The 24,366-nt window shown below is 71.1% G+C and carries 21 protein-coding genes and 2 tRNA genes; 18 read left to right on the plus strand and 5 right to left on the minus strand.

Annotation, left to right across the window (positions count from 1 at the left end; translation table 11 throughout):
- The first annotated feature begins 96 nt into the window (after positions 1-96).
- The gene (locus ACLZN2_RS15710) at positions 97-669 is read left to right on the plus strand and encodes a hypothetical protein (RefSeq protein ID WP_416979066.1); all 573 of its coding nucleotides are present in this window, start codon (positions 97-99) and stop codon (positions 667-669) included.
- A gap of 100 nt (positions 670-769) precedes the next feature.
- Positions 770-1,840, plus strand: a complete 1,071-nt coding sequence (locus ACLZN2_RS15715) for a hypothetical protein (protein WP_416979067.1) — start codon at positions 770-772, stop codon at positions 1,838-1,840.
- 144 nt (positions 1,841-1,984) lie between these two features.
- On the opposite strand, the gene ACLZN2_RS15720 is transcribed toward ACLZN2_RS15715, so the two are convergent.
- The gene (locus ACLZN2_RS15720; RefSeq protein WP_416979102.1) at positions 1,985-3,070 is read right to left on the minus strand and encodes a M48 family metallopeptidase; all 1,086 of its coding nucleotides are present in this window, start codon (positions 3,068-3,070) and stop codon (positions 1,985-1,987) included.
- A gap of 307 nt (positions 3,071-3,377) precedes the next feature.
- Between ACLZN2_RS15720 and ACLZN2_RS15725 the strand changes: the two genes are divergently transcribed.
- The 9 genes from ACLZN2_RS15725 to ACLZN2_RS15765 all read left to right on the plus strand — a co-directional run bounded on the left by ACLZN2_RS15725 (position 3,378) and on the right by ACLZN2_RS15765 (position 8,297).
- Positions 3,378-3,542: a hypothetical protein gene (locus tag ACLZN2_RS15725; RefSeq protein WP_416979068.1), complete on the plus strand. Its 165-nt coding sequence runs from the start codon at positions 3,378-3,380 to the stop codon at positions 3,540-3,542.
- 103 nt (positions 3,543-3,645) lie between these two features.
- Positions 3,646-4,272: a nicotinate-nucleotide adenylyltransferase gene (nadD, locus tag ACLZN2_RS15730; RefSeq protein ID WP_403815088.1), complete on the plus strand. Its 627-nt coding sequence runs from the start codon at positions 3,646-3,648 to the stop codon at positions 4,270-4,272.
- Positions 4,273-4,288: 16 nt separating this feature from the next.
- Positions 4,289-6,064, plus strand: coding sequence for an LCP family protein (locus tag ACLZN2_RS15735; RefSeq protein ID WP_416979069.1), 1,776 nt, complete (start codon positions 4,289-4,291; stop codon positions 6,062-6,064).
- Positions 6,065-6,180: 116 nt separating this feature from the next.
- Positions 6,181-6,627 (plus strand): ribosome silencing factor, encoded by a 447-nt coding sequence (gene rsfS / locus ACLZN2_RS15740; protein WP_416979070.1) that lies wholly within the window; start codon positions 6,181-6,183, stop codon positions 6,625-6,627.
- Positions 6,624-7,295: a histidine phosphatase family protein gene (locus ACLZN2_RS15745; RefSeq protein WP_416979071.1), complete on the plus strand. Its 672-nt coding sequence runs from the start codon at positions 6,624-6,626 to the stop codon at positions 7,293-7,295. Before rsfS ends, ACLZN2_RS15745 begins: the two co-directional genes overlap by 4 nt.
- 95 nt (positions 7,296-7,390) lie before the next feature.
- Positions 7,391-7,463, plus strand: a tRNA-Ala gene (locus ACLZN2_RS15750).
- Positions 7,464-7,686: 223 nt separating this feature from the next.
- Positions 7,687-7,860 carry a hypothetical protein gene (locus ACLZN2_RS15755; protein ID WP_416979072.1) on the plus strand — a complete coding sequence of 58 codons (174 nt, stop codon included), beginning with the start codon at positions 7,687-7,689 and terminating at the stop codon, positions 7,858-7,860.
- Between the two features lie 3 nt (positions 7,861-7,863).
- Positions 7,864-8,097 carry a hypothetical protein gene (locus ACLZN2_RS15760; RefSeq protein WP_003976229.1) on the plus strand — a complete coding sequence of 78 codons (234 nt, stop codon included), beginning with the start codon at positions 7,864-7,866 and terminating at the stop codon, positions 8,095-8,097.
- Positions 8,098-8,224: 127 nt separating this feature from the next.
- A tRNA-Ala gene (locus tag ACLZN2_RS15765) sits at positions 8,225-8,297 on the plus strand.
- 117 nt (positions 8,298-8,414) lie between these two features.
- Here ACLZN2_RS15765 and ACLZN2_RS15770 read toward each other — a convergent pair.
- Positions 8,415-10,025 carry an NADH-ubiquinone oxidoreductase-F iron-sulfur binding region domain-containing protein gene (locus tag ACLZN2_RS15770; protein ID WP_416979073.1) on the minus strand — a complete coding sequence of 537 codons (1,611 nt, stop codon included), beginning with the start codon at positions 10,023-10,025 and terminating at the stop codon, positions 8,415-8,417.
- Entirely contained in the window at positions 10,022-11,317 is a 1,296-nt protein-coding gene (locus tag ACLZN2_RS15775) for a cytochrome b/b6 domain-containing protein (RefSeq protein WP_416979074.1), read from the minus strand. Before ACLZN2_RS15775 ends, ACLZN2_RS15770 begins: the two co-directional genes overlap by 4 nt.
- 444 nt (positions 11,318-11,761) lie before the next feature.
- Between ACLZN2_RS15775 and leuS the strand changes: the two genes are divergently transcribed.
- The 7 genes from leuS to ACLZN2_RS15810 all read left to right on the plus strand — a co-directional run bounded on the left by leuS (position 11,762) and on the right by ACLZN2_RS15810 (position 22,003).
- Positions 11,762-14,647: a leucine--tRNA ligase gene (gene leuS, locus ACLZN2_RS15780; protein WP_416979075.1), complete on the plus strand. Its 2,886-nt coding sequence runs from the start codon at positions 11,762-11,764 to the stop codon at positions 14,645-14,647.
- Between the two features lie 171 nt (positions 14,648-14,818).
- Positions 14,819-15,538, plus strand: a complete 720-nt coding sequence (locus ACLZN2_RS15785; protein ID WP_416979076.1) for a hypothetical protein — start codon at positions 14,819-14,821, stop codon at positions 15,536-15,538.
- A gap of 94 nt (positions 15,539-15,632) precedes the next feature.
- Positions 15,633-16,478 (plus strand): DegV family protein, encoded by an 846-nt coding sequence (locus ACLZN2_RS15790; protein WP_416979077.1) that lies wholly within the window; start codon positions 15,633-15,635, stop codon positions 16,476-16,478.
- A gap of 178 nt (positions 16,479-16,656) precedes the next feature.
- Positions 16,657-17,598 (plus strand): helix-hairpin-helix domain-containing protein, encoded by a 942-nt coding sequence (locus ACLZN2_RS15795; protein WP_416979078.1) that lies wholly within the window; start codon positions 16,657-16,659, stop codon positions 17,596-17,598.
- A gap of 86 nt (positions 17,599-17,684) precedes the next feature.
- On the plus strand, positions 17,685-20,162 hold the full coding sequence (locus ACLZN2_RS15800; RefSeq protein WP_416979103.1) for a ComEC/Rec2 family competence protein: 2,478 nt from the start codon (positions 17,685-17,687) through the stop codon (positions 20,160-20,162).
- Between the two features lie 4 nt (positions 20,163-20,166).
- Positions 20,167-21,012: an arylamine N-acetyltransferase family protein gene (locus ACLZN2_RS15805; protein ID WP_416979079.1), complete on the plus strand. Its 846-nt coding sequence runs from the start codon at positions 20,167-20,169 to the stop codon at positions 21,010-21,012.
- Between the two features lie 109 nt (positions 21,013-21,121).
- Positions 21,122-22,003: a YceI family protein gene (locus ACLZN2_RS15810; RefSeq protein ID WP_416979080.1), complete on the plus strand. Its 882-nt coding sequence runs from the start codon at positions 21,122-21,124 to the stop codon at positions 22,001-22,003.
- A gap of 544 nt (positions 22,004-22,547) precedes the next feature.
- On the opposite strand, the gene ACLZN2_RS15815 is transcribed toward ACLZN2_RS15810, so the two are convergent.
- Together ACLZN2_RS15815 and ACLZN2_RS15820 are read right to left on the minus strand one after the other, a co-directional pair.
- The gene (locus ACLZN2_RS15815; RefSeq protein ID WP_416979081.1) at positions 22,548-23,087 is read right to left on the minus strand and encodes a GNAT family N-acetyltransferase; all 540 of its coding nucleotides are present in this window, start codon (positions 23,085-23,087) and stop codon (positions 22,548-22,550) included.
- Positions 23,072-24,331, minus strand: coding sequence for a hypothetical protein (locus ACLZN2_RS15820; RefSeq protein ID WP_416979082.1), 1,260 nt, complete (start codon positions 24,329-24,331; stop codon positions 23,072-23,074). Before ACLZN2_RS15820 ends, ACLZN2_RS15815 begins: the two co-directional genes overlap by 16 nt.
- Positions 24,332-24,366 lie beyond the last annotated feature (35 nt).

The raw sequence follows: 24,366 nt of genomic DNA on the forward strand, positions 1-24,366 counted from the left end.
ACAGACGCCTCCCGGGGGCCGTGAGAGGCGTCTCATCCGGCGGACGGATTTCCCTACCGCCTGCCCAAAACGAACCCCCAGGTCTACTCTGGATCCGTGCCGGAGGACGTGGGGGGCACGCCGTTCCCTGACGGCTGGGAGCCCGACGACGACCACGACCGCGGGGTGTCGGACGAAGAGTTCGCCTCCGTGGTCTTCGACGAGGCCTTCGTACGGGCGGCCGTGGTGCACGAGCCGTCCGCCGTGGAGCGCCTCCTTGCCGCCGCCGAGGCGAGAGCCGAGGCCTCGGAGGCCGAGGCCCGCCGCGCCCGCGCCCGCGGCGACCGCTACGACGACGCGTACGGTCCCGACGGCCCCGGCGATTTCGGCCATGATCCCGACTTCGACGATCCGGACGACGACGACCCGGACGGCCGTCACGGCCCCTTCGGGCCGTACGGCAGACAGGTCCGCTGGCACCGCCCCGTCGCCTGGGTGCTCGCCGTCGTCATGGGCGTCGGCATGGTCGTGCTGGCCTTCGCCGCGGTCTACCGGGGCTCCTCCGCCGGCAGCCGGGACCAGGTGCCGCCGCCCGCCTCGACCGGGCTCGAGCAGGGCAGCGCGGCCACGCCTTCCGCCTCCACCGACCACTCCCGGCCACCGGTCTCGGCGGTGCCCCGCACCCCCTGACAGGCGGGTCCGTCCGGCGCGTCGAACCTGGTGAGAACCTGTCAGAACTTGTCGCACAGCGGGGCGTTTACCCGGGCCCCGCGCGACCTACCCTGAAGATATGGGCGGGCCTGGCGACCCACCGGAGGGGACACCCGAGGGCGCTCCCGGAGGTGGAGAGGACGAGTACCGATCCGTCGTCTTCGACGAATCGTTCGTCCGCGCTGCCCGGCTGCAGGAGTACTCGGCCCTGGAGCGCATGGCCGACCACACGCCCGCCGTACGCCGCCGCCCGCCCCTGCACCGGGGCCTGTCCCGGCAGGCCCTGATCCTGGTCCTGCTGATCGCCGTCGCCTTCGGCACCGCGATCTACATGGGCGTACGCAACCCGTACCAGAGTTCCGCCACGCGCCGGGCCGTGGAACCCCTGCGGATGACCGTCGTCCCGCTGGCCCCGCAGGGCGCGGTGCCCGGTACGGCCGATGTCGCGTCGCTGTTCGCCCACAGCCCCGCCGCGGAGTTCCGCGTCGGCGCCGAGGGGATCCCGCTGCCGGCCGCCCGGCGCACCGGGCATTTTTCCGACAGCCAGGTCGTCACCGCCCTGACCACGGCCAAGGAGTACCTGGTGCGGTCCTCCCTCTACCCGGAGGTGCTCACCGGGCAGGAGGTGCAGCCGGTGCGCGGGCTGATCGATCCCGAGCAGCTCGACCAGTTCGACCAGAGCTTCAGCCGTCCGGCGGCCGACGGGCGGCACGCGCCGACCGGCTGGCTGGTGCGCTTCGACCCCGCCCGGACCGAGCTGGCCGACCGCAGGATCCGCGTCCAGGGGACGATGACGGCCGCCGAGACCGACTCCGCGACGCTGGAGGTCACCGCGGTGCACACGTTCGTGTACGCGGTGCGGGCGGCCGGGGCCGACGCGAAGGCGGCGGTGTCGCTGTTCACCGTCCGCCGTGAGCTGCTGTTCCGGTTCGACCGGGAGGATCTGCGGACCCGGCAGACGCAGGTGGTCTCGGCGGTGGTGGAGGCGGGGCCGTTGTCCTGTGCGGAGGACTCTGTGAGTCGGCTGCGACCGCTTTTGGCCGGCCAGACGCCCCAGGGGGGCGGTCCGGCCGGTACCGATCCTTATGCGAGCGGGAGTGCGGTGGGGTTGTGCGGGGTGCTGGCCTCAGGTGCGGAGCCGAAGTTCTGAGGGTGGTTCTTCGGCTGCCGGCCGGTGGGGGCTGGTCGCTCCCCCACTCTCGGCTTCGCTCGAGCGGGGGGACCCCCATCGCGGCGGAGCCGCACATCGACACCGCCCCGCGCCCCTGAGGGTGATGGCGCTGGCCGGAGTCGATCAGTTGCTGGCCGCCGGGGGCTCGTCCTCGTTCCTCTCCGGCGTGCTCGTGAAGCCGTCGAAGCCGCGTCGCACCCGGCCGCCCAGGCCGCCCGCGCCGCCCGCGATGTCGGTGACCAGCTTCATCAGCGGGTCCTTGGAGGTCTTGATGTTGGTCGCGTAGTGGGAGGCGGACTCGCGGAAGGAGTCGGAGACCGAGGTGTCCTTGTCCTCGTCGCGGCGCGGGTAGTGGCCGTCCATGATCCGCTGGTGGTCGCGGGACTCTGCCCACTTCTTCAGCTCCGCCGCGCGGACCGTGGCGAAGGGGTGGGTGCGGGGCAGCACGTTCAGGATCTTCAGGACGGAGTCGCGCAGGTCGCCGCCCTCCTCGTACTCCTCGGCCTGCTTCAGGAACGCGTCCACGTTCATCTCGTGCAGATGGTTGCCGCCCGCCAGTTTCATCAGGCCGCGCATCGAGGCCTTCAGGTCCTGGCCGACGAGGAGACCGGCACGGTCGGCGGACAGCTCCGACTTGCGGAACCACTCACGCAGCGCCGTCACGATCGCCATGATCGCGATACTGCCCAGGGGGATCCAGGCGACCCGGACCGCCAGGTTCGTCAGGAACAGCAGGATCGTGCGGTACAGCGCGTGCCCGGACAGGGCGTGGCCGACCTCATGGCCGATGACGGCCCGCATCTCCTCCTCGTCTAGGAGTTCGACGAGACCGGTGGTGACCACGATGATCGGCTCGTCCAGACCGATGCACATCGCGTTCGGCTGCGGGTCCTGGTTGACGTACATCGGCGGGACCTTCTCCAGGTCCAGGATGTAACAGGCGTCCCGCAGCATGTCGTTGAGGTGCGTGAACTGCTGGTCGGAGACCCGCACCGAGTCGGACAGGAACAGCAGCCTCAGGCTCCGCTCGGGCAGCAGCCCGCTGAGCGCCTTGAACACCGTGTCGAAACCGCTCAGCTTGCGCAGCGCCACCAGGGCGGAGCGGTCGGCCGGGTGCTCGTACGCGCGCGAGGAGATCCCGGGGAACCGCTTGCGCTGCCTGCTCGGCACGTTCTCGGAGCCGTTGTTCTGGCGGCCGTCGTCGGACATGTACTCCCCCATGTGCGTCTGTGTGGCCCTCGGTTGTGCGGTCCGCCCTGTGCGGACCCTTGTGCGGCCCTTTGCGCCCCCCGAAGCAGAGCCCAGCCTAGGCGGAGTCACCGTGGACGGGCACCACACCGACTGCGGGGCTACAAGCGGAAGGACGACTGAGTCCGCGCGAAGGTTCCCAATGGCGGAGTCGGCGTGATCGCCGCCGGGCGCCCCGCTTACCATGGGCCGACATCTTCATCCCGCCCTCCCCCACTCTCGACTTCGCTCGAGCGGGGGGACCCCCATCGGATAGGTCCTGCCGACGATGAGCCTTCACAGCGCCGCTGCCCAACTGGTCACCCTCGCCGCCGAGGGCGAGGAACAAGGTGGCAACCACGAGAGCCTGAACCCCCTGGTCACCGGCGGTGGCGCGTTCATCGTCCTGCTGCTCCTGCTCTGGGTCACCACGCGCTTCAACCGCGACCGCTGAGACACTCCGTGTCCCTGCCGGGTTTCATACCGGTGTTCATACCGGGGTACTTCGGGCATCGGCCGGCCGGTGCCCTCAGGACGGGCCGGTAGGGTCTGCACGCATGGGAGAGCAGGACATGCCTACCGGCCCGTCGAACCCGGGCAAGCGCCGCCTGGGCGTCATGGGCGGAACGTTCGATCCGATCCACCACGGACACCTCGTGGCGGCCAGCGAGGTCGCCGCGCAGTTCCACCTGGACGAGGTCGTGTTCGTCCCGACCGGTGAGCCCTGGCAGAAGAGCCACCGCAGGGTCTCCCCGGCCGAGGACCGCTACCTGATGACGGTCATCGCGACCGCGGAGAACCCGCAGTTCTCGGTCAGCCGTATCGACATCGACCGCGGCGGCCCCACCTACACCGTGGACACCCTGCGCGACCTGCGGGCCCTCAACCCCGACACCGACCTCTTCTTCATCACCGGTGCCGACGCCCTGGGCCAGATCCTGACCTGGCGCGACAGCGAGGAGCTGTTCTCCCTGGCGCACTTCATCGGCGTGACCCGGCCCGGCCACCACCTCACGGACCCGGGTCTCCCGGAGGGCGGCGTCTCCCTCGTGGAGGTTCCCGCGCTGGCCATCTCCTCGACGGACTGCCGTGCGAGAGTCGCCAAGGGCGACCCGATCTGGTACATGGTGCCGGACGGAGTCGTGCGTTACATCGACAAGCGCGAGCTGTACCGCGGCGAGTGAGCCGAGAGGGGTACCGGTGAACGACCGATACGACGCGGGGTACGGGACCGACCCGTACGAGCTCGTCGGCTACGACGAGTACGGGCAGCCGGTCTACCGGCAGGTCACGCCCACCCAGCCGCCCCAGCAGCAGGGCTACGACCCCTACGGGCAGCAGGGTCGGCAGGGGCACCAGCACCAGCAGGGCTACGGGTACGACCCGTACGCCCAGGGCCGGCAGGAGCCCCCCTACGACCCGTACGCCACCGGGGCCCAGCAGACCGGCCCCGGTTACGACCCCTACGGCACCGGCAGCCACCCCGTCCAGGGCGGCCCCGCGACCACCGCCCCGTACGACCCCTACGGGCAGACCGTCACCGGTGGTCAGCAGCACCGGGCCCAGCAGCCCCGTACCGCCCAGCAGCCCCGTACTACCGAGCAGACCGCGTACATCCCGCAGCAGGCCGGTCCGGCCGCGGGCGAGACGGAGCCGCAGGCCCGGGACGAGGCCCCCGAGCGGGACGGACGGGAGTACCACACCGGGCAGTTCGCGTTCGTGGAGGAGCCCGACGGCGACTCCGAGGACGTCATCGACTGGCTGAACTTCACCGAGAACCGCACCGAGCGCCGCGAGGAGGCCAAGCGCCGTGCCCGCGGCCGGCTCGTCGCGCTCGCCGTGGTCCTCTCCCTCGTCGCGGTCGGCGGCGTGGGCTACCTCTGGTACGCCGGGAAGCTGCCCGGACTGTCGTCGTCGTCCTCCGGCTCCAAGGCCGGCGGCACCACCGCGAGCGCCGCCCAGAAGCGCGACGTGATCGTCGTACACCTCCACAACACCTCCGGAGGCGGCACCAGCACGGCACTGCTCGTCGACAACACCACCACCGAGCGGGGCACCGCCGTCCTGCTGCCCAACTCCCTCGTCCTCACCGACACGGACGGCACCACCACGACCCTCGCCAAGTCCGTCGACGACGACGGCTCCGACGGCACCAGGGACGCCCTGGACACCGTCCTCGGCACCGACATCGAGGGCACCTGGCGCCTGGACACCCCCTATCTGCAGAACCTCGTCGACCTCGTCGGCAACATCGAGGTCGACACCGACACCGACGTCCCCGACCCGGCCGCCAAGAAGAAGGGCCAGGCCCCCCTCGTCAACAAGGGCAAGGACCAGACCCTCAGCGGCAAGATGGCCGTCGCCTACGCCACCTACCGTGCCTCCGGCGAGGCCCAGAACGCCCAACTGGAGCGGTTCGGCCAGGTCATGCAGGGCGTGCTGCGCAAGGTCTCCTCCGACGCGACGGCGGCGACCACCACCGTGCAGACGCTCGCCCAGATCCTCGACCCCTCCCTCACCGACAAGGATCTCGGCACCTTCCTCGCCAAGCTCTCCGACCTCGCCAAGGGCGGCGACTACAAGACCGCCCTGCTGCCGGTCCAGGCCGACGGCACGCTCAGCGCGGAGGACAGCGCGAGCGTCGTCAAGGACGTCCTCGGCGGCACCGCGAAGAGCCCCGACAAGGACGCCGCCGTCAGCGTCTCCGTCCAGAACGCCAGCGGCACCAAGTCCGACACCGAGGACGCGCGCGTGGTGCTCCTCAACGGCGGCTTCACCTTCCTGGACGGAGGTACGGCCCCGGCGGCCCGGTCCGGCTCCCAGGTGCTCTACGCGGACGCCGCGGGCAAGGAGAACGCCACCGAGGTCGCCAAGACCCTGGGCCTGCCCACCAGCAGCGTGAAGAAGGGCAAGGTCTCCGGGAACGCGGACGTGGCGGTCGTCCTCGGCCAGGACTACGAGCCCTCGTCGTCGTAGCCCTCCGCGCCGGCCGCAGCACCCCGCGCGACCTGGCGATCGGTTTATCGCGTGGGGTGCCGTCGGTGGTCCGTGAGACCCTTGAGGACAAACGACCGCCGACGGAAAGCCACGCAGTGACCGCCACCGACCGCTCCATCGAGCTCATCACCACCGCCGCCCAGGCGGCCGCCGACAAGCTCGCGCACGACATCATCGCCTACGACGTCAGCGACGTGCTGTCGATCACGGACGCCTTCCTGCTGGCCTCCGCGCCCAACGACCGCCAGGTCAAGTCGATCGTCGACGAGATCGAGGAGCGGCTCCTGAAGGACCTCGGCGCCAAGCCGGTGCGCCGCGAGGGCGACCGCGAGGCCCGCTGGGTCCTGCTCGACTACGTCGACATCGTCGTCCACGTCCAGCACAGCGAGGAGCGCGTCTTCTACGCCCTGGAGCGGCTGTGGAAGGACTGCCCCGAGCTGGAGCTGCCCGAGGACGCGAAGGCCACCAAGGGCAAGGCCGCGGAGTACGCCAAGCTGCGCGCCGAGGAGGACGAGACCGCCGGGTTCGGGGAACTGCGGTGAGCGCCCCCGGGCAGCCCGCCGACCGCCGCCCCGGCCGGGGCCGGCGCGTCATCCTGTGGCGGCACGGCCAGACCGCGTGGAACGTGGAGCGCCGCTTCCAGGGCACCACGGACGTCGAGCTGACCGGGACCGGCGTGGCCCAGGCCCGCCGCGCCGCTCGCCTCCTCGCCTCCCTCAAGCCGGACGCCATCGTCGCCTCCGACCTCTCCCGCGCCGCGGACACCGCCGCCGAGCTGGCCGCGCTCACCGGCCTGGAGGTCACCCACGACGAGGCCCTGCGCGAGACGTACGCGGGCGTGTGGCAGGGGCTGACGCACGAGGAGATCGTCGCCCGGTACGGCGAGGAGTACGCGGCGTGGAAGCGCGGCGAGCCGGTCCGCAGGGGCGGCGGCGAGCTGGAGACCGAGGTCGCCGACCGGGCCGCGCCCGTGGTGCTGCGGCACGCCGAGAAGCTCCCGGAGGACGGCACGCTCGTCGTCGTCAGCCACGGCGGCACGATCCGCACCACCATCGGTCGCCTCCTCGGCCTGGAGGCGCACCACTGGGAGAGCCTCGGCGGCCTCTCCAACTGCTGCTGGTCCGTCCTCGGCGAGGGCGCCCGCGGCTGGCGCCTGCTCGAGCACAACGCCGGCACACTGCCGGAACCGGTGCTCGGCGACGACGACTGAGCGGCCGCGGCGGGCCCGGGACCCGGATTTCACTTTCCGGCAGGTCGCAGGCTAAAGTTCTTCTTGTTCGGCCCGTGGGAGCGGGAAGAACAGATGGGGCTATAGCTCAGTTGGTAGAGCGCCTGCATGGCATGCAGGAGGTCAGGAGTTCAATTCTCCTTAGCTCCACAGCGACAGGACCCCGTCCGATCGACCCGATCGGATGGGGTCCTTCTCGTTCCCGTCGTCCGGTCGCAGGCGCACTTGAGTCGGAACGGCCTCACCAGGCGTATACCTCTGCGGAGGCGCTGCCGTGTCCGGACTGGTACTGAGGCGTCGCTGACCGTATTGGCCCGGCCGTGGCAGAATCAAACGGCCGGAAGGGGGCGCGGCCCGACGGGAGGGAGTAGCGATGCCTGCGAGCATCCTCGGAGAGGTCGGCCACCTCTCCGAAGCGGCGTTGAAACGAAAGAGGGCCACCCGGCTCAGCTGCCCTTCCTGCGGTTCCGCGTTCGTGGCCCAAGTCCTCGGCGACAACGGCGGGATCTCCTACGTGTGCACGGCCTGCGGCCACAGCTGGAGCTGATTCATGGGTGCACACAGGCGGAAGTGCGACTGGTGCGGCAGCGGCACCCCGATCGTCCGTGACATGGAGCCGGTCAACCCCGACTACCAGTACTGGTGCGAGGAATGCGCACGGGCGCTGATCATAAAAGGCGACCCCATCGAGACGTACCGCGAGCTGGAGGGCGAGCCGATCTACGGCCGGCTCCTGGAGGAACACTGCACGCTCAAGCGGTTCTATTCGTTCGTGACTGCTTGACATTCCAGTCAAAATGGACAGAACGGAAACGATTTGGTGGTCCGCCCCCCGGACCGTGTAATGTTGGCGTCGCCGCCAGGGAAACCGGACGGCGAGGTCAAAGTGCGGCTCCGCCGCGTGGCCGCAAGGGGCTATAGCTCAGTTGGTAGAGCGCCTGCATGGCATGCAGGAGGTCAGGAGTTCAATTCTCCTTAGCTCCACAGCAGAAGATCCCGCCCGATCGAATCCGATCCGGCGGGATCTTCTTTTACATTCCGGCGCATGACGGCCGAAGGGGCCGCCCGAAGAATCGGGCGGCCCCTTCCGTCTGCGTGGGCTCAGCGGCCGAGCGCGCGCCTGCCGCGGCCCTGGGAGAGCACCGGAAGGTTCTTGGAGGGCGCGGAGCCGCGGGTGTCCTCCTCCAGGCGCAGGGCGAGGGCCGGGCAGCGGCGTACCGCGCGCAGCGCCTTCGCCTCCGCGTAGCGCGGCACCTTCGCCTGGGCCACGGTCGGGAAGCCGTCGGCGCCCAGCTGGAAGACCTCCGGAAGGATGTCCGCGCACAGGCCGTGGCCCCGGCACAGGGTCCAGTCGACGAAGATCTTCTGGCGGCTGTCGCCGGTGTCCTGGGACGCTCCGCCGCTCGTGATGGCCGCCGGGGCCATGCCCTCCTCGAAGAGCGGGAGAACGCCCTCCACCGGCCGTCCGCAGCCGTTGCCGAGCACATGGGCCGCGAGGTCGTCGGTGAACGCCTTGATGGTCGACTCGAGGAACATCGCGGAGCCGTCGGGGTGCGAGCACGCACCGCGCCGCTTGACGTTCTTGGCGACCTGCTTGAGGGCCTCCAGCGCGGCCGGGCCGCCGCCGTTGATGATGTCCTCCATGCCGCGTGCGGCGGCCGGCAGACCGAGGTAGCAGGGACCGCACTGGCCCGCGCTCTCGTCCGCCAGCCACTGCGCCACGCGCAGCGACTCGCCCAGCGGGCAGGTCTCCTGGCTGATCGGCAGGATCGCGCCGGCGCCCAGGGCACCGCCCACCGCGTCCAGGGAGTTGCGGGAGACGACCGCCTCGTTGACCGTCGCCGCGTCGATCCACTTGCCGTGGTAGCCGCCGGTCAGCACACCCTGCGGCACCGGCGGGGCGCCGGCCAGCTGGAGGACGTACCGCAGCGGGACACCCGTGGGGACCTCGATCACCATGGGGCGGGCGACCGCGCCGGAGACCGTCAGCATGACGGTGCCCGGCTCGTCGTAGAGGCCGGTGTTGCCGTAGCGCTCGGGGCCGATGCGGGCGGCGATGGCGAGCTGGGCGAACGTCTCGGCGTTGGACAGCAGGGTCGGCGCGCCGCCGACGCCGCTCTGGGAGGCACTGGTCTTGCGGCCGGGCGGGATCGCCGGGCCGCCGTCGATGGAGCGGATCAGCGACGCGGCGGCGCCGGTGACCATACGGATCGGGTTGCGCTGGACGAACGCCTTCAGCGCCGAGCGCCGGCCGGTGCCCAGGCCCCGCTCGGCGAGGGCGGCCTCCATGGAGCGCTCGGTCGACTCCCGGGTGACCCCCACCACGAGCGTGCGGGCACCCAGCGCCTCCGCGACCAGCAGCGCGCCGTCCAGGATGAGATGCGGGGCACGGTTGATCAGCACCGTGTCCTTGCGGCAGGCCGGTTCGTCCTCACTGCCGTTGACGACGACGACCGGCCGGACACCGCGCTTGATCGCCGAGTCCGCGACCGAGCGCAGCTTCTTGTGGAACGGGAAGCCCGCGCCACCGCGTCCCTTGAGGTTGATGCGCTCGGAGAGCTGCGCCAGCTTCTCCCCGCCCATCGGTTCGAGCGGCCCGTGCACCTTGAGGTGCATGGGCAGGTCAAGTCTCTCGACAAGGTCGAAGCCCGACGTGAGCTGCGGAAGGCCGACCACGCGGACTTCTGGGACGTCGGGCAGGGCCTCGTTCACCTATAGCCTCCGGAAGGCGTGTTCCAAGGTTCGCCCGAACCCGGATTGTCCGAGGACGCTCCGGGCGATGGTGCACTGGCGGGACCGCTGTTGTACGTGTCGTTCGAGTTGTACGTGCCGAACTGGGCGTTCGTCTCACCGGTGTCGTACACATCACGTCCGCCGTACCCCGCGGTGCCCGCGTTGCCGTAGACCGGGATGTTGAAGCCGGTGTCCTGCATCGGGTCGTACGCCGACGGGGGCGCCTCGCCCACCGGCGGCGGGGACGGGATCGGCCAGCTGCCGGAGGTGCTGCCGCCGGTGTCCGTGCGCGGCATCGCCGCGGTGGCCTGCATGTCGGACATGTTCATGCGCGCGGTCTGGTCGGCGGCGCCCGCGTACGGCTGCTGCCCGCCGGGCGTGTTGGCGGCACGGTAGGCGGCGGCGTAGCCGCTCCCGGTGTCGGCGCCGGCCGGCATGCCGAACAGGGACGAGGTCTGCGGGTTCCCCCGGGCGGCGTCCCTGCCCTCATCCCGGGACGGCCGGGAGGAACGGGCGGGGCGCTCGTAGTCGCCCTCGGCCATCCGCGCGCGGGAGGCCTCCAGGCCTTCCATGGCGTAGCGCTCCTGGGTGCCCAGCATCGAGGTGATCCTGTCGGCGACCTTGCGCTTGAACTGGCGCGGGGCGGCCCGCAGCACGAGGGCGGCCATGACGCCGAGCAGGCACAGTTCGTACGCGTAGAAGAAGAACGGCTTGGCCAGGCGTCCCGCGTAGAGGCCGTGGATCAGGGCGAAGCACAGCGCCGGGTAGGCCAGCATGTGCATCGCGCGCCAGCGGGCGGCGACCTCGGCCGGTGCGGCGAACTGGTTGCGCAGCGCGCCGGTGATGCCCACGAAGATCATGAGCAGCCCGGCCGCGGAGCCGAGGCCGATCAGACCGCCGATGCCGGTGACGCCGAGCGAGAACGGGATGATCGCGGCGATCAGGACGGTGTGCTCGAGCGCGATCTTGACGGTGATGTGCACGAAGAGGAACGCGATCGACGCGACGGCGGTCACCCGGTGGACGCCCTGCGCGATGATGCGCTGGCGGGTGTTGAGGAGCAGCCGGTCCTGGGCGACCAGGCCCCAGATGACCGAGCAGGTGAGGCACACGAGCGACAGCACACCCGCGCCGAAGTTGAGGAAGGCCTGGACCTGGTCCCCGCCGGCGAGCACGACTATGGGTATGAGGACCAGGACGACAGCCGAGGCCACCCCGTAGGCCGACCGGCCGGGTTTGGGGAGCGAGCTGTTGTTGAGAAGAGGGTTCATGGGGGCAACTCCGAGCAGTTTCGGGAAAGCGGTCCCGCTGCCGAACTCTAAGCGGCTCCATACCGATGGGTACGCGGTTTGAGTTATTGCGTTGTTATCAAGTGATCGTCTGGGCGGGGCGATGTCCCTTTAGTGGCTGTTACGCGAAGTAATCCTTGACCTTTGTTCAACTTCGGCCGGGTGTGCCCGGTGTCCGTAGGTCATACGTAAGTCCGTCGCAGCTTGCTCAACCCCTGCGGTACCCTAGCGCCATGCGTGCCGTACGCCTTCTGCTTAGCGAGCCGCGCTGATCAGTCCCGAACGCCGGTGGACCGGACGGTTCGGCATCGGCGCGGCGTCCCCTCCTGTGCGAGGGGATTTTTCGTTTCCGGGAAGCCCGGGATTCCCGGGAGGCCCGGGAAGTCGCAGCAGTCGGCAGAGACGATCGATGGAGCATTGAGGATCATGAGCGAGACGAACCCCGCTGCCGCCACTGGCATGTCGGCGGATGCCGCGCCACACCGCTACACGGCGGCCATGGCCGCCGAGATCGAGGCACGCTGGCAGGACTTCTGGGACGCCGACGGCACCTACGCCGCTCCCAACCCCGAGGGCGACCTGGCGGGCGACCCCGCAGTCGTCGCCCGTCCCAAGAAGTTCATCATGGACATGTTCCCGTACCCCTCCGGTGCGGGCCTGCACGTCGGCCACCCCCTGGGCTACATCGCGACCGACGTCTTCGCGCGCTTCCAGCGCATGACCGGCCACAACGTCCTGCACACCCTGGGCTTCGACGCCTTCGGCCTGCCCGCCGAGCAGCACGCCGTACAGACCGGCGAGCACCCCCGGGTCACCACCGAAGCCGCCATCAACAACATGAAGTCCCAGCTGCGCCGGCTGGGCCTGGGCCACGACAAGCGCCGGTCGTTCGCCACGATCGACCCGGACTACTACAAGTGGACCCAGTGGATCTTCCTGCAGATCTTCAACTCCTGGTACGACGACGAGGCCGCCAAGGCCCGCCCGATCGCCGAGCTGGTCGCCCAGTTCGAGTCCGGTGAGCGCGCGGTGCCCGGCGGGGGCTCCTGGGACGTCCTGAGCGCCACCGAGCGCGCCGACGTCCTGAGCGGCTTCCGGCTGGCCTACGCCTCCGACTCGCCGGTCAACTGGTGCCCCGGCCTGGGCACCGTCCTGGCCAACGAGGAGGTCACCGCCGACGGCCGCTCCGAGCGCGGCAACTTCCCCGTCTTCAAGGCCAAGCTGCGCCAGTGGAACATGCGCATCACCGCCTACGCCGACCGGCTGCTGGACGACCTGGACGCGCTGGACTGGCCCGAGGCCATCAAGCTGCAGCAGCGCAACTGGATCGGCCGCTCCGAGGGCGCCCGCGTCGACTTCCCCATCGACGGCGAGCACATCACGGTCTTCACCACCCGCCCCGACACCCTGTTCGGCGCGAGCTACATGGTCCTGGCGCCCGAACACCCGCTGGTCGACAAGTTCGTACCGGCCGCCTGGCCCGAGGGCACCCACGACGTGTGGACCGGCGGGTACGCGACCCCGGGCGAGGCGGTCGCCGCCTACCGCGCGCAGGCCGCCTCCAAGTCCGACGTCGAGCGGCAGGCCGAGGCCAAGGACAAGACCGGCGTCTTCATCGGCGCGTACGCCACCAACCCGGTCAACGGCGAGCAGGTCCCCGTCTTCATCGCCGACTACGTCCTGATGGGCTACGGCACCGGCGCGATCATGGCCGTCCCGGCCGGCGACCAGCGCGACTTCGAGTTCGCGCGCGCCTTCGAGCTGCCGATCGTCTGCATCGTCGAGCCGACCGACGGCCGCGGCACCGACACCGCCACCTGGGAGAGTGCCTTCGGGTCGTACGACGCGAAGATCATCAACTCGTCGAACGACGACATCTCCCTGGACGGTCTGCCCGTCGCCGAGGCCAAGGCCCGCATCACCGAGTGGCTGGCCCGCAAGGGCATCGGCGAGGGCACCGTCAACTTCCGCCTGCGCGACTGGCTGTTCAGCCGCCAGCGCTACTGGGGCGAGCCCTTCCCGATCGTCTACGACGAGGACGGCGTCGCCCACTCCCTGCCCGAGTCGATGCTGCCGCTGGAGCTGCCGGAGGTCGAGGACTACTCGCCGCGCACCTTCGCCCCCGACGACGCGGACACCTCCCCGGAGACCCCGCTGTCCCGCAACGAGGACTGGGTCAACGTCACCCTGGACCTGGGCGACGGCCGTGGACCGCGCGCGTACCGCCGCGAGACCAACACCATGCCCAACTGGGCCGGTTCCTGCTGGTACGAACTGCGCTACCTGGACCCGCACAACAGCGAGCAACTGGTCGACCCCGAGATCGAGCGCTACTGGATGGGCCCGCGCGAGGGCCGCCCGCACGGCGGCGTCGACCTGTACGTCGGCGGCGCCGAGCACGCCGTGCTGCACCTGCTGTACGCCCGCTTCTGGTCCAAGGTCCTGTACGACCTGGGGCACGTCTCGTCCGCCGAGCCGTTCCACAAGCTGTTCAACCAGGGCATGATCCAGGCCTATGTCTACCGCGACAGCCGGGGCTTCCCGGTGCCGGCCGCCGAGATCGAGGAGCGCGACGGCGGCTTCTACTTCGAGGGCGAGCCCGTCAAGCGCGAGCTGGGCAAGATGGGCAAGTCCCTGAAGAACTCGGTCACCCCGGAGGCGATCTGCGCCGAGTACGGCGCCGACACCCTGCGGCTGTACGAGATGGCGATGGGCCCGCTGGACGTCTCCCGCCCGTGGGACACCCGCGCGGTCGTCGGCCAGTACCGGCTGCTGCAGCGCCTGTGGCGCAACATCGTCGACGAGGCCACCGGCGAGGTCACCGTCGTCGACACCGAGGCCGACGAGCCCACCCTGCGCGCGCTGCACAAGGCGATCGACGGGGTGCGCCAGGACCTGGAGGGCCTGCGCTTCAACACCGCCATCGCCAAGATCACCGAGCTGAACAACCACCTGACCAAGGCGGGAGGGGCGCTGCCGCGCACGGTCGCCGAGGGCCTGGTGCTGCTGGTCGCCCCGCTGGCCCCGCACATCGCCGAGGAGCTGTGGCGCAAGCTGGGCCACACCGACTCCGTCGTCCACCAGGACCTGCCGGTCGCCGACCCGGCGTACGTCGTGGACGAGAGCGTCACCTGCGTCGTCCAGATCAAGGGCAAGGTCAAGGCGCGCCTGGAGGTGTCCCCGGCCATCTCCGACGAAGAGCTGGAGAAGGTGGCCCTGGCCGACGAGAACGTCGTCAAGGCGCTGGACGGGGCGGGGATCCGCAAGGTGATCGTGCGGGCGCCGAAGCTGGTGAACATCGTTCCGGCGTGAGTCGCGGAGTACGGCGTGATCGCCGGTTGACTGCTGGGTGATCGCCGTCCCCTAGGGGTCGGGTGCGGGCAGGTTCGGGGTTCTTCTGGAACTCCGGGCCTGCCCGTCTCGTTTACCGTTTGATGGGGGAAGCGGATCGATGAGCGATCCGGACCGCCGTAGGAGGAGCTCGTGGAAGCAGTGATCGCAGTCATCGCCCTGCTCTTCGTGCTGCTCACGGTGCTCGGCGTCTACGCGACGGTGAAGGCGGTCGGCGCCGCCAAGCGCGGAGTGGACCGGACCATCGACCAGGCCCGCCGCACGGTCGAGGACCACACCCTGCGGGCCAAGTCCTTCGCCCAGCCCGGACCGGCCGGCGAGATCGCCCAGCTCCGGCTCAAGCTGCGCACCTCGATGCGGGCCACGCAGGACGCGCTGCAGGCGGGCGTGACGGAGGACGAGTCGCTCAGAGAGTCCCTCGGCCTGTTCCAGCGCCTCAGCGCACACGGCCGTGAACTGGACGGCGAGCTCAAGCGTCTGGAGTCCGAGCCGGACCGGGCGAAGCTCGTCGAGCGGCTGCCGTCGCTGCGCGAGCGCACCGAGCGCATCACGGGCTCGGCGGACTCCCTGCGCTGGGCGGCCCGGGACCGCGCCCGCCGCTTCGCCGAGGACGACCTGGACAACCTCAGCGCCCAGATCGACGTCGAGACCGGCGCCCTGCGCCACTGGACGACCTCGGACTCCGAACAGGAGCCGAGGCCGAGGACGACCGCGCCCCGCGAGGCACAGGACCCGAAGACCGCCGGGCAGGGCCCCGCGCAGGAGCAGACCCGCCCCGCGATCGACCCGACCGGACCGCGCCCCACCTACCCCTGGCAGAAGAGGCCTCGCCCCGAAGCGTCCGGCATGTGACCGGTATGTGATCCGTACCGGATTCGGTCAAGGCCTGTCCAGGCGAGAGGGGCCGGGCTGCCGTCCGCGCGCTACGCCAGGTAACCTCCAGCTCATGTCCCGCCATGTCGCGATCGTCACGGATTCAACGGCCTACCTGCCGCAGGGGACGATGGAGCGCCACGGCATCACCGCGGTGCCCCTGACCGTCGTCCTCGGCGACGAGGCCCTGGAAGAGGGCACCGAGATCTCGACCCGCTCCCTGGCCCAGGCGCTGCAGAAGCGACGCCCCGTCACCACCTCGCGCCCCAGCCCCCAACTCTTCGCCGAGACCTACCGCAGGGCCGCCGAGGCCGGCGCCACCGGAATCGTCTCCCTGCACCTGTCCGCCGAGCTGTCCGGCACCTACGACGCGGCGGTCGTCGCGGCGCGGGAGGCACCCGTGCCGGTGCGCGTGGTGGACACCGGCATGGTGGCGATGGCGCTCGGCTTCTGCGCGCTCGCCGCGGCCGAGGCCGCCGGGTCGGGCGGCACGGTGGACGAGGCGGTCGCCGCCGCGGAGAAACGAGCCGACGGCACTTCCGCCTACTTCTACGTCGACACCCTCGACTATCTGCGCCGCGGCGGCCGGATCGGCGCCGCCCAAGCCCTGTTGGGCTCCGCGCTCGCGGTGAAGCCGCTGCTCAAGCTGGACGCGGGCCGCATCGACCTTCTGGAGAAGGTGCGTACGGCGTCCAAGGCCATCGCCCGCCTGGAGGAGCTGGTGGCCGACCGTGCCGGCAGCGCGCCGGTCGACATCGCCGTACACCATCTCGCCGCCCCTGAACGGGCGTCCGCGCTCGCGGACCGGCTGCGCGGGCGGGTTCCCGGGCTGGCTGACCTTCATGTGAGCGAGGTCGGCGCGGTGATCGGGGCGCATACGGGGCCAGGGTTGCTGGGGGTTGTGGTTTCGCCTCGGTGAGGGGCGGGGCCCGGTGAGGGGGCTGCCTCAGTCGGTCTGTCTCCGTCGGTCTGTCTCCGTCGGTCTGTCTCTGTCGGTTCTCACTCGTGCGAGTGGTGGAGTTATCCACAACTGTGGGGTAATCCCCGGAAATTGAGCAAGATCATCGCGATCTGGCGAAGTGTCCGATCCTCGGGGCATGGCACTTCGATCACGCTCACGTTCACGTACCCAGCACGCGACCAGCGGCCCCGGGCGGGCCCCTGGCTCGGACGGCCGTACGCGGCATGCCCCGGCGGAGGAACTGCGCCGACGGACGGAGGTGTTGTTCCCGACGCGGGCCGGGCACGGGGCGCGGAGCGAGGACGGCGGTGTCGGTGAGGCCCGGGAGGGGCCGCCCGACGAGCCGGAGCCGTCGGTGCTCGACGCGGTCCGTGCGGCCGGCCGGCGGGAGCGGTTCGGGCCGGCTCTGTGGGAGCGGATGCCGGTGTGGGTGCAGACGCGCTGCGGGATGGAACGCGGGAGCGTGCTCGCGCTGACGGTGGTGCTGGTCATCGCCGTCGGCTTCGCCGTCCAGCACTTCTGGACCGGCCGGGCCGAGCCCGTACGGCCCCCGGAGGTGGTGCGGGCGGCGGCTCCTTTCGAGAAGGCGGGAGCGGCGGCCGAACCCTCGGCGTCGGCGAGTACGCGCGGCGCCGAGATCGTGGTGGACGTCAGCGGCAAGGTCCGCAAGCCGGGTATCCACCGTCTTCCGCCCGGTTCACGCGTCGTCGACGCGCTGAGCGCGGCCGGCGGGGTACGGCCGGGGACGAACACCGACGGTCTCAACCGCGCACGGTTCCTGGTGGACGGCGAACAGGTCGTCGTAGGCGGCCCCGCATCCCCGACGGGCACGGGAGCGGGGGGCCCGGCCGGACCGGCCGGACCCGGAGCGGCGGCAGGGCCTTCGGCTCCTGTCTCCCTCAACACGGCCACCGTCGATCAACTCGACACCCTCCCGGGCGTCGGCCCCGTGCTCGCGCAGCACATCGTGGACTACCGCACCCGGCACGGCGGCTTCCGCTCGGTGAACGAACTGCGCGAGGTCAACGGCATCGGCGAGCGCCGCTACGCCGACCTGCGGAACCTCGTACGGCCATGAGGGCGGCCGGGGAGGAGACACAGGCCTCTTCTCGCTCCCAGGACGAGCGCACCGGTGCCGACCTCGCCGCACGCCCCCGCCGCCCCGTGCACGCGGCCTCCGGCAAGCGGCTGGGGGACGCGCATCCGCGGCAGGAAGGGCCGTTGGATCTGCGGCTGGTGCCGCCCGCGCTCGGTGCCTGGGCCACGGCGGCCCTCGCACTGGACGCCGCGCCGGGGGTCGTGCTGGGGCTGACGCTGGGCTGTCTCGTCGCGGCGGTCGCGCTGCTGGTGCTGCGGCGCGGGCGGCCGGTGCGGGGCCCGGGCGGCTGGACGCGGGTCACCGTCGCGGCCTCGCTGCTCTGCGTCGCCGCGGCGGCGGCCTCGGCCGGGCTGCACGGGGCCGATCTACGCCGGGGGCCGGTGCCGGAGCTGGCGGGGACGTACACGACGGTGACCGCGGAGGTCGAGCTGACCTCCGATCCACGGCTCACCCGGCCCCGGGTCAGCGGGGACCATGTGATCCCGGATTCCGTTCTGATCGACGCGGAGGTGCGCAGGGTCGAGGGTCCGGAAGGGGACGTGGTCGCGACACGGGCGCCGGTGCTGATGCTCGTGGATGCCCGGGCGGACAGGCGCGTGCAGGCCGGGGCGTCACCGTGGCTGGGGCTGCTGCCGTCCACGCGGGTGCGGGTGACCGGACGGCTGGCTCCCCCGCTCGCGGGAGGGGACCGGTTCGCGGCGGTGCTGCGGGTGCGCGGCCATGCCGTGCCGGAGGTCGTGCGGGAGCCGACGGCGGTCCAGCGGACGGCCGGCCGGCTCCGGGCGGGACTGCGGGAGGCCACCGACGGGCTGTCGGCGGACGCCCGGGCGCTGCTGCCGGGGCTGGTCGTCGGCGATACCGCGCGGATCACACCCGAACTGGACGAGGCCTTCAAGGAGACCGACCTCGCCCACACGCTCGCCGTCTCCGGCAGCAACCTCACGATCGTCCTCGCCCTGCTCCTCGGACCGCCCGGACTGGCCCAGCACGTGGAACGCCGGGGCCTGGCGCCCCGCCTCGGCCTCCCCCTGCGGGCGACCGCGCTGCTCGGCGGAGCGCTCACCCTCGTCTTCGTCGTGGTGTGCCGGCCCGACCCGAGTGTGCTGCGGGCCGCGGCCTGCGGGGCCGTGGTGCTGCTCGCCCTCGCGACCGGCCGCCGCAGATCCCTCGTCCCGGCGCTGGCGACGGCGGTGCTGCTGCTGGTGCTGTACGACCCGTGGCTGGCCCGGAGTTACGGGTTCCTGCTGTCGGTGCTCGCCACGGGCGCCCTGCTGACGCTGGCGCCGCGCTGGAGTACCGCGTTGCGCGGGCGCGGGGTGCCGCCGAGGTTGGCGGAGGCGCTGGCGGCCGCGGGGGCGGCGCAGGCCGTGTGCGCGCCGGTCGTGGCGGTGCTGTCGGCGCGGGTGAGCCTGGTGGCGGTGCCGTGCAACCTCCTCGTGGAGTTCGCGGTGGCACCCGCGACCGTCCTGGGCTTCGCCGCTCTGGCGACGGCACCCGTGGCGATGCCGGTGGCCAAGGCGCTGGCCTGGTGCGCGAGTTGGCCGACCGGCTGGATCGCGCGGATCGCACGGACCGGGGCGGCGCTGCCCGGCGGAGGTGTGGACTGGCCCGGCAGTTGGGCCGGGGCGCTGCTGCTCGCCCTCGTCACGGCGGCGGTGGTGCTGCTCGGACGACGGCTGCTGAGCCGGCCGTGGCTGTGCGTGCTCTGCGGGGTGGTGTTCCTGCTGGCGGTGGTGCGGCCGCCGCCGCTCACCCGGGTGCTCACGGGCTGGCCGCCGCCGGGCTGGCGGCTGGCGATGTGCGACGTGGGCCAGGGCGACGCGACGGTCCTCGCGGCAGGCGAGGACACGGGAGTGGTGGTGGACGCCGGGCCGGACCCGGAGCCGGTCGACCGGTGTCTGCGCACGCTCGGCGTCACACGGGTGCCGCTCGTGGTGCTCACCCACTTCCACGCCGATCACGTGGCCGGACTGCCGGGCGTGCTGCGGGGCCGGGAGGTGGGCGCGATCGAGACGACGGGGTTCCAGGAGCCCCCGGACCAGGTGGAGTTCGTACGGAATCAGGCGCGGGCACGGCAGGTGCCGGTGCTGCGGGCCGCGGCGGGGGAGCGGCGTCGGCTCGGGGCGCTCGACTGGGAGGTGCTGTGGCCGACCCCGGATCCGGCGCCGCGGCCGGACGGCCCGAACGACGCGAGCGTGACCCTGCTCGTACGGTCGGGCGGGCTGCGGATGCTGCTGCTCGGGGATCTCGAGCCCCCGGCCCAGCGGGCGCTGTTGCGGTCACCGGCGGCCGGAGCGGTGCGCCGGGTGGATGTGCTCAAGGTGGCCCATCACGGCTCGGCGTACCAGGATCCGGACCTGATACGCGCGGTGGCGCCCCGGCTGGCGTTGATCTCCGCGGGGGCGGAGAACCCGTACGGGCACCCTGCCCCCAGTACGGTCGCGGCACTGAGGGCGGGTGGCGCGGTGGTGCTGCGGACGGACCGGGACGGGGCGCTGGCGGTCGCCGGTACGGGCGGGGCGTTGCGGGTCGCGCGAGACTGAGGGCATGGATTCCCACCGCTCCGAAGACTCCGCGCACCTGGGCGCCCGTCTGGTCGACGGCTATCTGCGCCGCCTCGGGACCGGTCGCCCACCCCGCCCCACGGCGGCCGCGCTGAGCGAACTCCACCTGAGGCAGCTGCTGACCGTGCCCTTCGAGAACCTGTCGGTCCAGCTCGGTGAGCGGATCGTGCTGGAGGAGAGGCGGCTGGTCGAGAAGGTCGTCGAGAAGCGGAGAGGAGGGTTCTGTTACGAGCTGAACGGAGCGTTCGGGACGCTGCTGGCGGCGCTCGGGTTCGAGGTGACGTTCCTGGCGGCGCGGGTGTTCGGGGCGGAGGGGCGGCTGGGGATCCCGTACGACCACATGGCGCTGAAGGTGGGGACGGCGGACGGCAGGACATGGCTGGCCGACGTCGGCTTCGGAGCACACAGCCACCATCCGCTCCGCTGGGAGGACCGGGGTGAGCAGAAGGACCCCGGTGGGATGTTCCGGATCGTCGAGGCCGCCGACGTGGACGCGGGCGATCTGGACGTCGTCAAGAACGGCTCGCCGGAGTACCGGCTGGAGGTCAGGCCGAGGGCGCTCGGGGACTTCGTGACCGGGGCCTGGTGGCACAGCACCTCACCGGAGTCGCACTTCACTCGCTCGCTGGTGTGCTCGCGGGTGACGGAGGACGGCGGGAGGATCACGCTCAGCGGGCGGCGGTTGAAGGAGACGACCCCTGAAGGAGGCGACATGGAACGGGAGTTGGTGACGGACGAGGAGGTGCTCGGGGTGTACCGGGAGCGGTTCGGGATCGAGCTGGAGCAGGTGCCGGAGGTGAGGGCGGCAGGAGCGGACCGGCTGGGGTGATCGGGCGCGGACCAGCGGAGTAATTGGATCGTCTTGCCTCGAAAGCCGCATCGGTGATCGAATGCGTCTTCGGCAACAGGTGGAGTCAACTCGCGCAGGGGTGGCGTGGATGTTCGGCCGCTGGCTGGGAAACCGTACGAACCGGGTGCAACGGACGAGTCCCCTCGCGGCGGTCCAGACCCCGGAGAACGCCGGGGTATTGAGCTGCCGGGTGCTGGATCCGGTCAACGAGCCGGTGCGGCATGCCGAGTTCGCGGTGACCGACGCGATGGGGCGCAAGGTCGTCAGTGGTGAGACGGATCCGTTCGGGGCGTTCGTGACCACGGTGCCGGCCGGTGAGTACCGGCTGGCGGTGTCCGCGGAGGGGTTCACCCCGTTCCGGGCGAACGCGACGGTCGGGGAGAACGCGCTGGCCTCACTCGGCGACGTGACCCTCCAGTTGGCGCGGCCGCCGGAGCTGCCGGCGCCGGGGGACTGGGAGATCGAGCCGACGCATTCCTCGATCGGGTTCACCGCGCGGCACATCGGGCTCGCGCGGATCCACGGGCGGTTCAACTCCTTCGCGGGGGTGGTGCGGATCGCGGAGCGGATGGAGCAGTCGGCGATGCACGTCGTCATCGACGCGGGCTCGATCGACACCAACGTCCGGATGCGCGACGAGCACCTGCGGTCGGCGGACTTCCTGGACGTCGAGCGGTTCCCGACGCTGGAGTTCTACAGCGACCGTTTCCTGCACAAGGGCGGGAGCCGGTGGGCCGTGACGGGGGCGTTGTCGCTGCACGGGGTGACGCGGACGGTGACCCTCGACACGGAGTACCTCGGGCTCGGCCACGGCATGGGCGGCGAGGTGCGGGCGGCCTGCCGGGCGCGGACCGAACTGCACCGGGACGACTTCACCGTGAGCTGGCAGTCGATGCTGGCGCGGGGGATCGCGGTGGTCGGGCCGAGTATCCGGGTCGAGCTGGATGTGCAGATCGTGCCGAAGGGCTGAGGTGCGGGGCGGCATGGAACCCCACGGCCACTCCTGCCCGGGCGCCGCCTGGGCCGATCCGAGCTCATCCCCGTGGCCGAGTTCCCGTACGGGCAGCGGCACCCGCTCGGCGGCACGGTCCGCTTCGCCTGCCCGCTCGGCTGTGAGTGGTACCACGACGAGAAGCCCGGACGCGACGGGGGCCACGGAGCGGTTTGTCGTGCCGCTTGACCCGAACCGGCTGAGTGAAGCGATCACCATGCAGGCGAACGCACGCGCCGAGACGTTCCGGGCGCGTGTCGAGAGGGCCATCACGGACCATTTTGCCGAGGCGCTCCTCGACAGCGGAAACTGCCCCAAGGCTAAATGTCAGTGCCCGGCGCCATGTTGGTCCCAGTCCTTATCCGTATTGGCTGCCGGCTGCGCTTTTCGGCTGGACCTTGTCGCCCCCGCTCGACGGTCCGAGCGGGGGCGGCTTCTGTTACGCGGCTCGGTCGACGTCGACTCGTACGCCGACGGCCCGCCCCGGGGGGAGAGAGAAGAGGGCGGCCGCAGTGATGTGGGGTCAGGCTGCGGGCTTGAGTTCGTTGAGCATCACGGCGTACAGCGGAGAGTCAGGGAACGGCTGCCGCTCACCAACCTTCCGGTACCCCCAGCTCTCGTACAGTGCCTGCAGGCGTGGTCGTTTGGTGTCGACGGTGAGCACGGCAAGAGCCTCTGGCCGGTCGGCGAGCAGCGCGGCATGCAGCTGCTCCCCGAGCCCCTGCTTGCGCCACTTCGGCCTGAGCATGAGTTCCGAGACGGAGAACGTGGACGTATCGGCCGGCTCCTCGTCCAGGTACTCACGCCACCACTCGCGACCGGGCTCGGCCGGCGCGCCGTAGGTGAACCCGACGGGTTCGCCGGCCTCGTAGGCGACGACGCACGCCCACCCTTCCCGGCCGCCCCAGTGGTCCACGAACCACGGGAACCGCTGCACGAACTCCTCATGGCGCCTGTCGGCGTAGGCGTCGGCGTGAACTTCGAGCAGGGTTTGCCGGACGTCGGGAAGGTCGGCATGGCCGTAGTGGCGTAGCTGAACTGCCGTGCTCAACGGGCGCTCCATTCGGATCGGTAGCGGTCGGCCCACTCCCGCGCCACCTGGGCAGACGGCGCATGGGTGAGAAGGTCACGGTAGAAATCGCCGAGCAGGATCCGGAGACGGCCGGGTAGTGGGCTGCCGGACATCAGGTTGAAGACGCCTTCGGTGGACGCGCAGGCCTGCTCGGCGTCGCCCTGGTGGAGCTGGGCGACGGCGAGGTGGACCGTGGCCATCGCCCGGTTGCGCCGGTACTCCTCGGGAAGGGCGGCAAGAGCCCGGTACGAAGCGGCCTCAGCATCGGCCGGTTGTCCGAGGTACTCGCGGACGATCGCGGCCAGGGCGTGGAGCTCTGCGGGCCCGTAGAACGCCACCCAGCCCGGCCGTGGCTGCTGATTCGCCTTGCCCAGGGCCTCCTCGGCGTATCCAAGAGAGCGGATGGCCGCTTGCCTGTCCCCGCGTTCGGCGTGACCAACGGCGGCTCGGGCGTGAGAGAGGGAGCCGAACAGCGGATCATGGCGGGTGATCGCGGTGGACTGTGCGGCCTGAGCGGCGGCGATGCCCTCGCCGATGTCGCCGCGCTGGTGGGCGAGGATGGCGGTGGAGTTCCACACCCGCATCTGGGCCACGGGATCCTGCGCCATCCCGGCGAATCTGAGCGCTTCGTTGAGGTGGGTCTGTGCGCGGTCGAGCTGGCGGGCGTCGATGCAGGACCAGGCGGCCATGGCGGTGTAGTCGGCGGCGACGCTGAACAGGCGCTGTCTGATGCGCTGTGTTGCGGCCTTTCCCTGAAGCGTGACGGCTTCAGCCGCGCCGGCGAGAGCGTCACGTTCGAGACCGGCGTGGCCGCCCCGTTTCTGGTCGAGGGCGGTTAGGCCGTCCATGCCCTTGCGGAGCCGGATCACGTCCGACGTACCGACGCTGGATGGTCGAGAGGAGACATGGGGTATGGCGACGGCGGCGGCGGTACCTCCGGCGCCGGTAAGGAAGCGGCGGCGGATCACGTCGGGGTCCTCCTGCGGCGGTGCGGGCGACCCTGGCGGGTAGAACCCGAGGGCCTCGATGGTGCACCGAAATACTGCCTCCAGGGCGTTGCGCTTGGCACGGTGAGGCCAGGTGGATTTTCCGGTCAGCCACGTCCGTACGGTGCGGTCCCCTACGCTGTCCCGCTCGCCTGCGGCCAGTAGCTCAGCATTGACGGTCTCGGCTAACTCGGCTTGCTGAAAGCCCCGTTCGGCCATGGCGATCTTGAGGCGGAAATTTCCGGTCACCTACTCACCGTAGCCCTGTGCTGATGACCGGTGGT

The sequence above is a fragment of the Streptomyces sp. T028 genome, assembly GCF_048159505.1.
Lineage (GTDB): Bacteria > Actinomycetota > Actinomycetes > Streptomycetales > Streptomycetaceae > Streptomyces.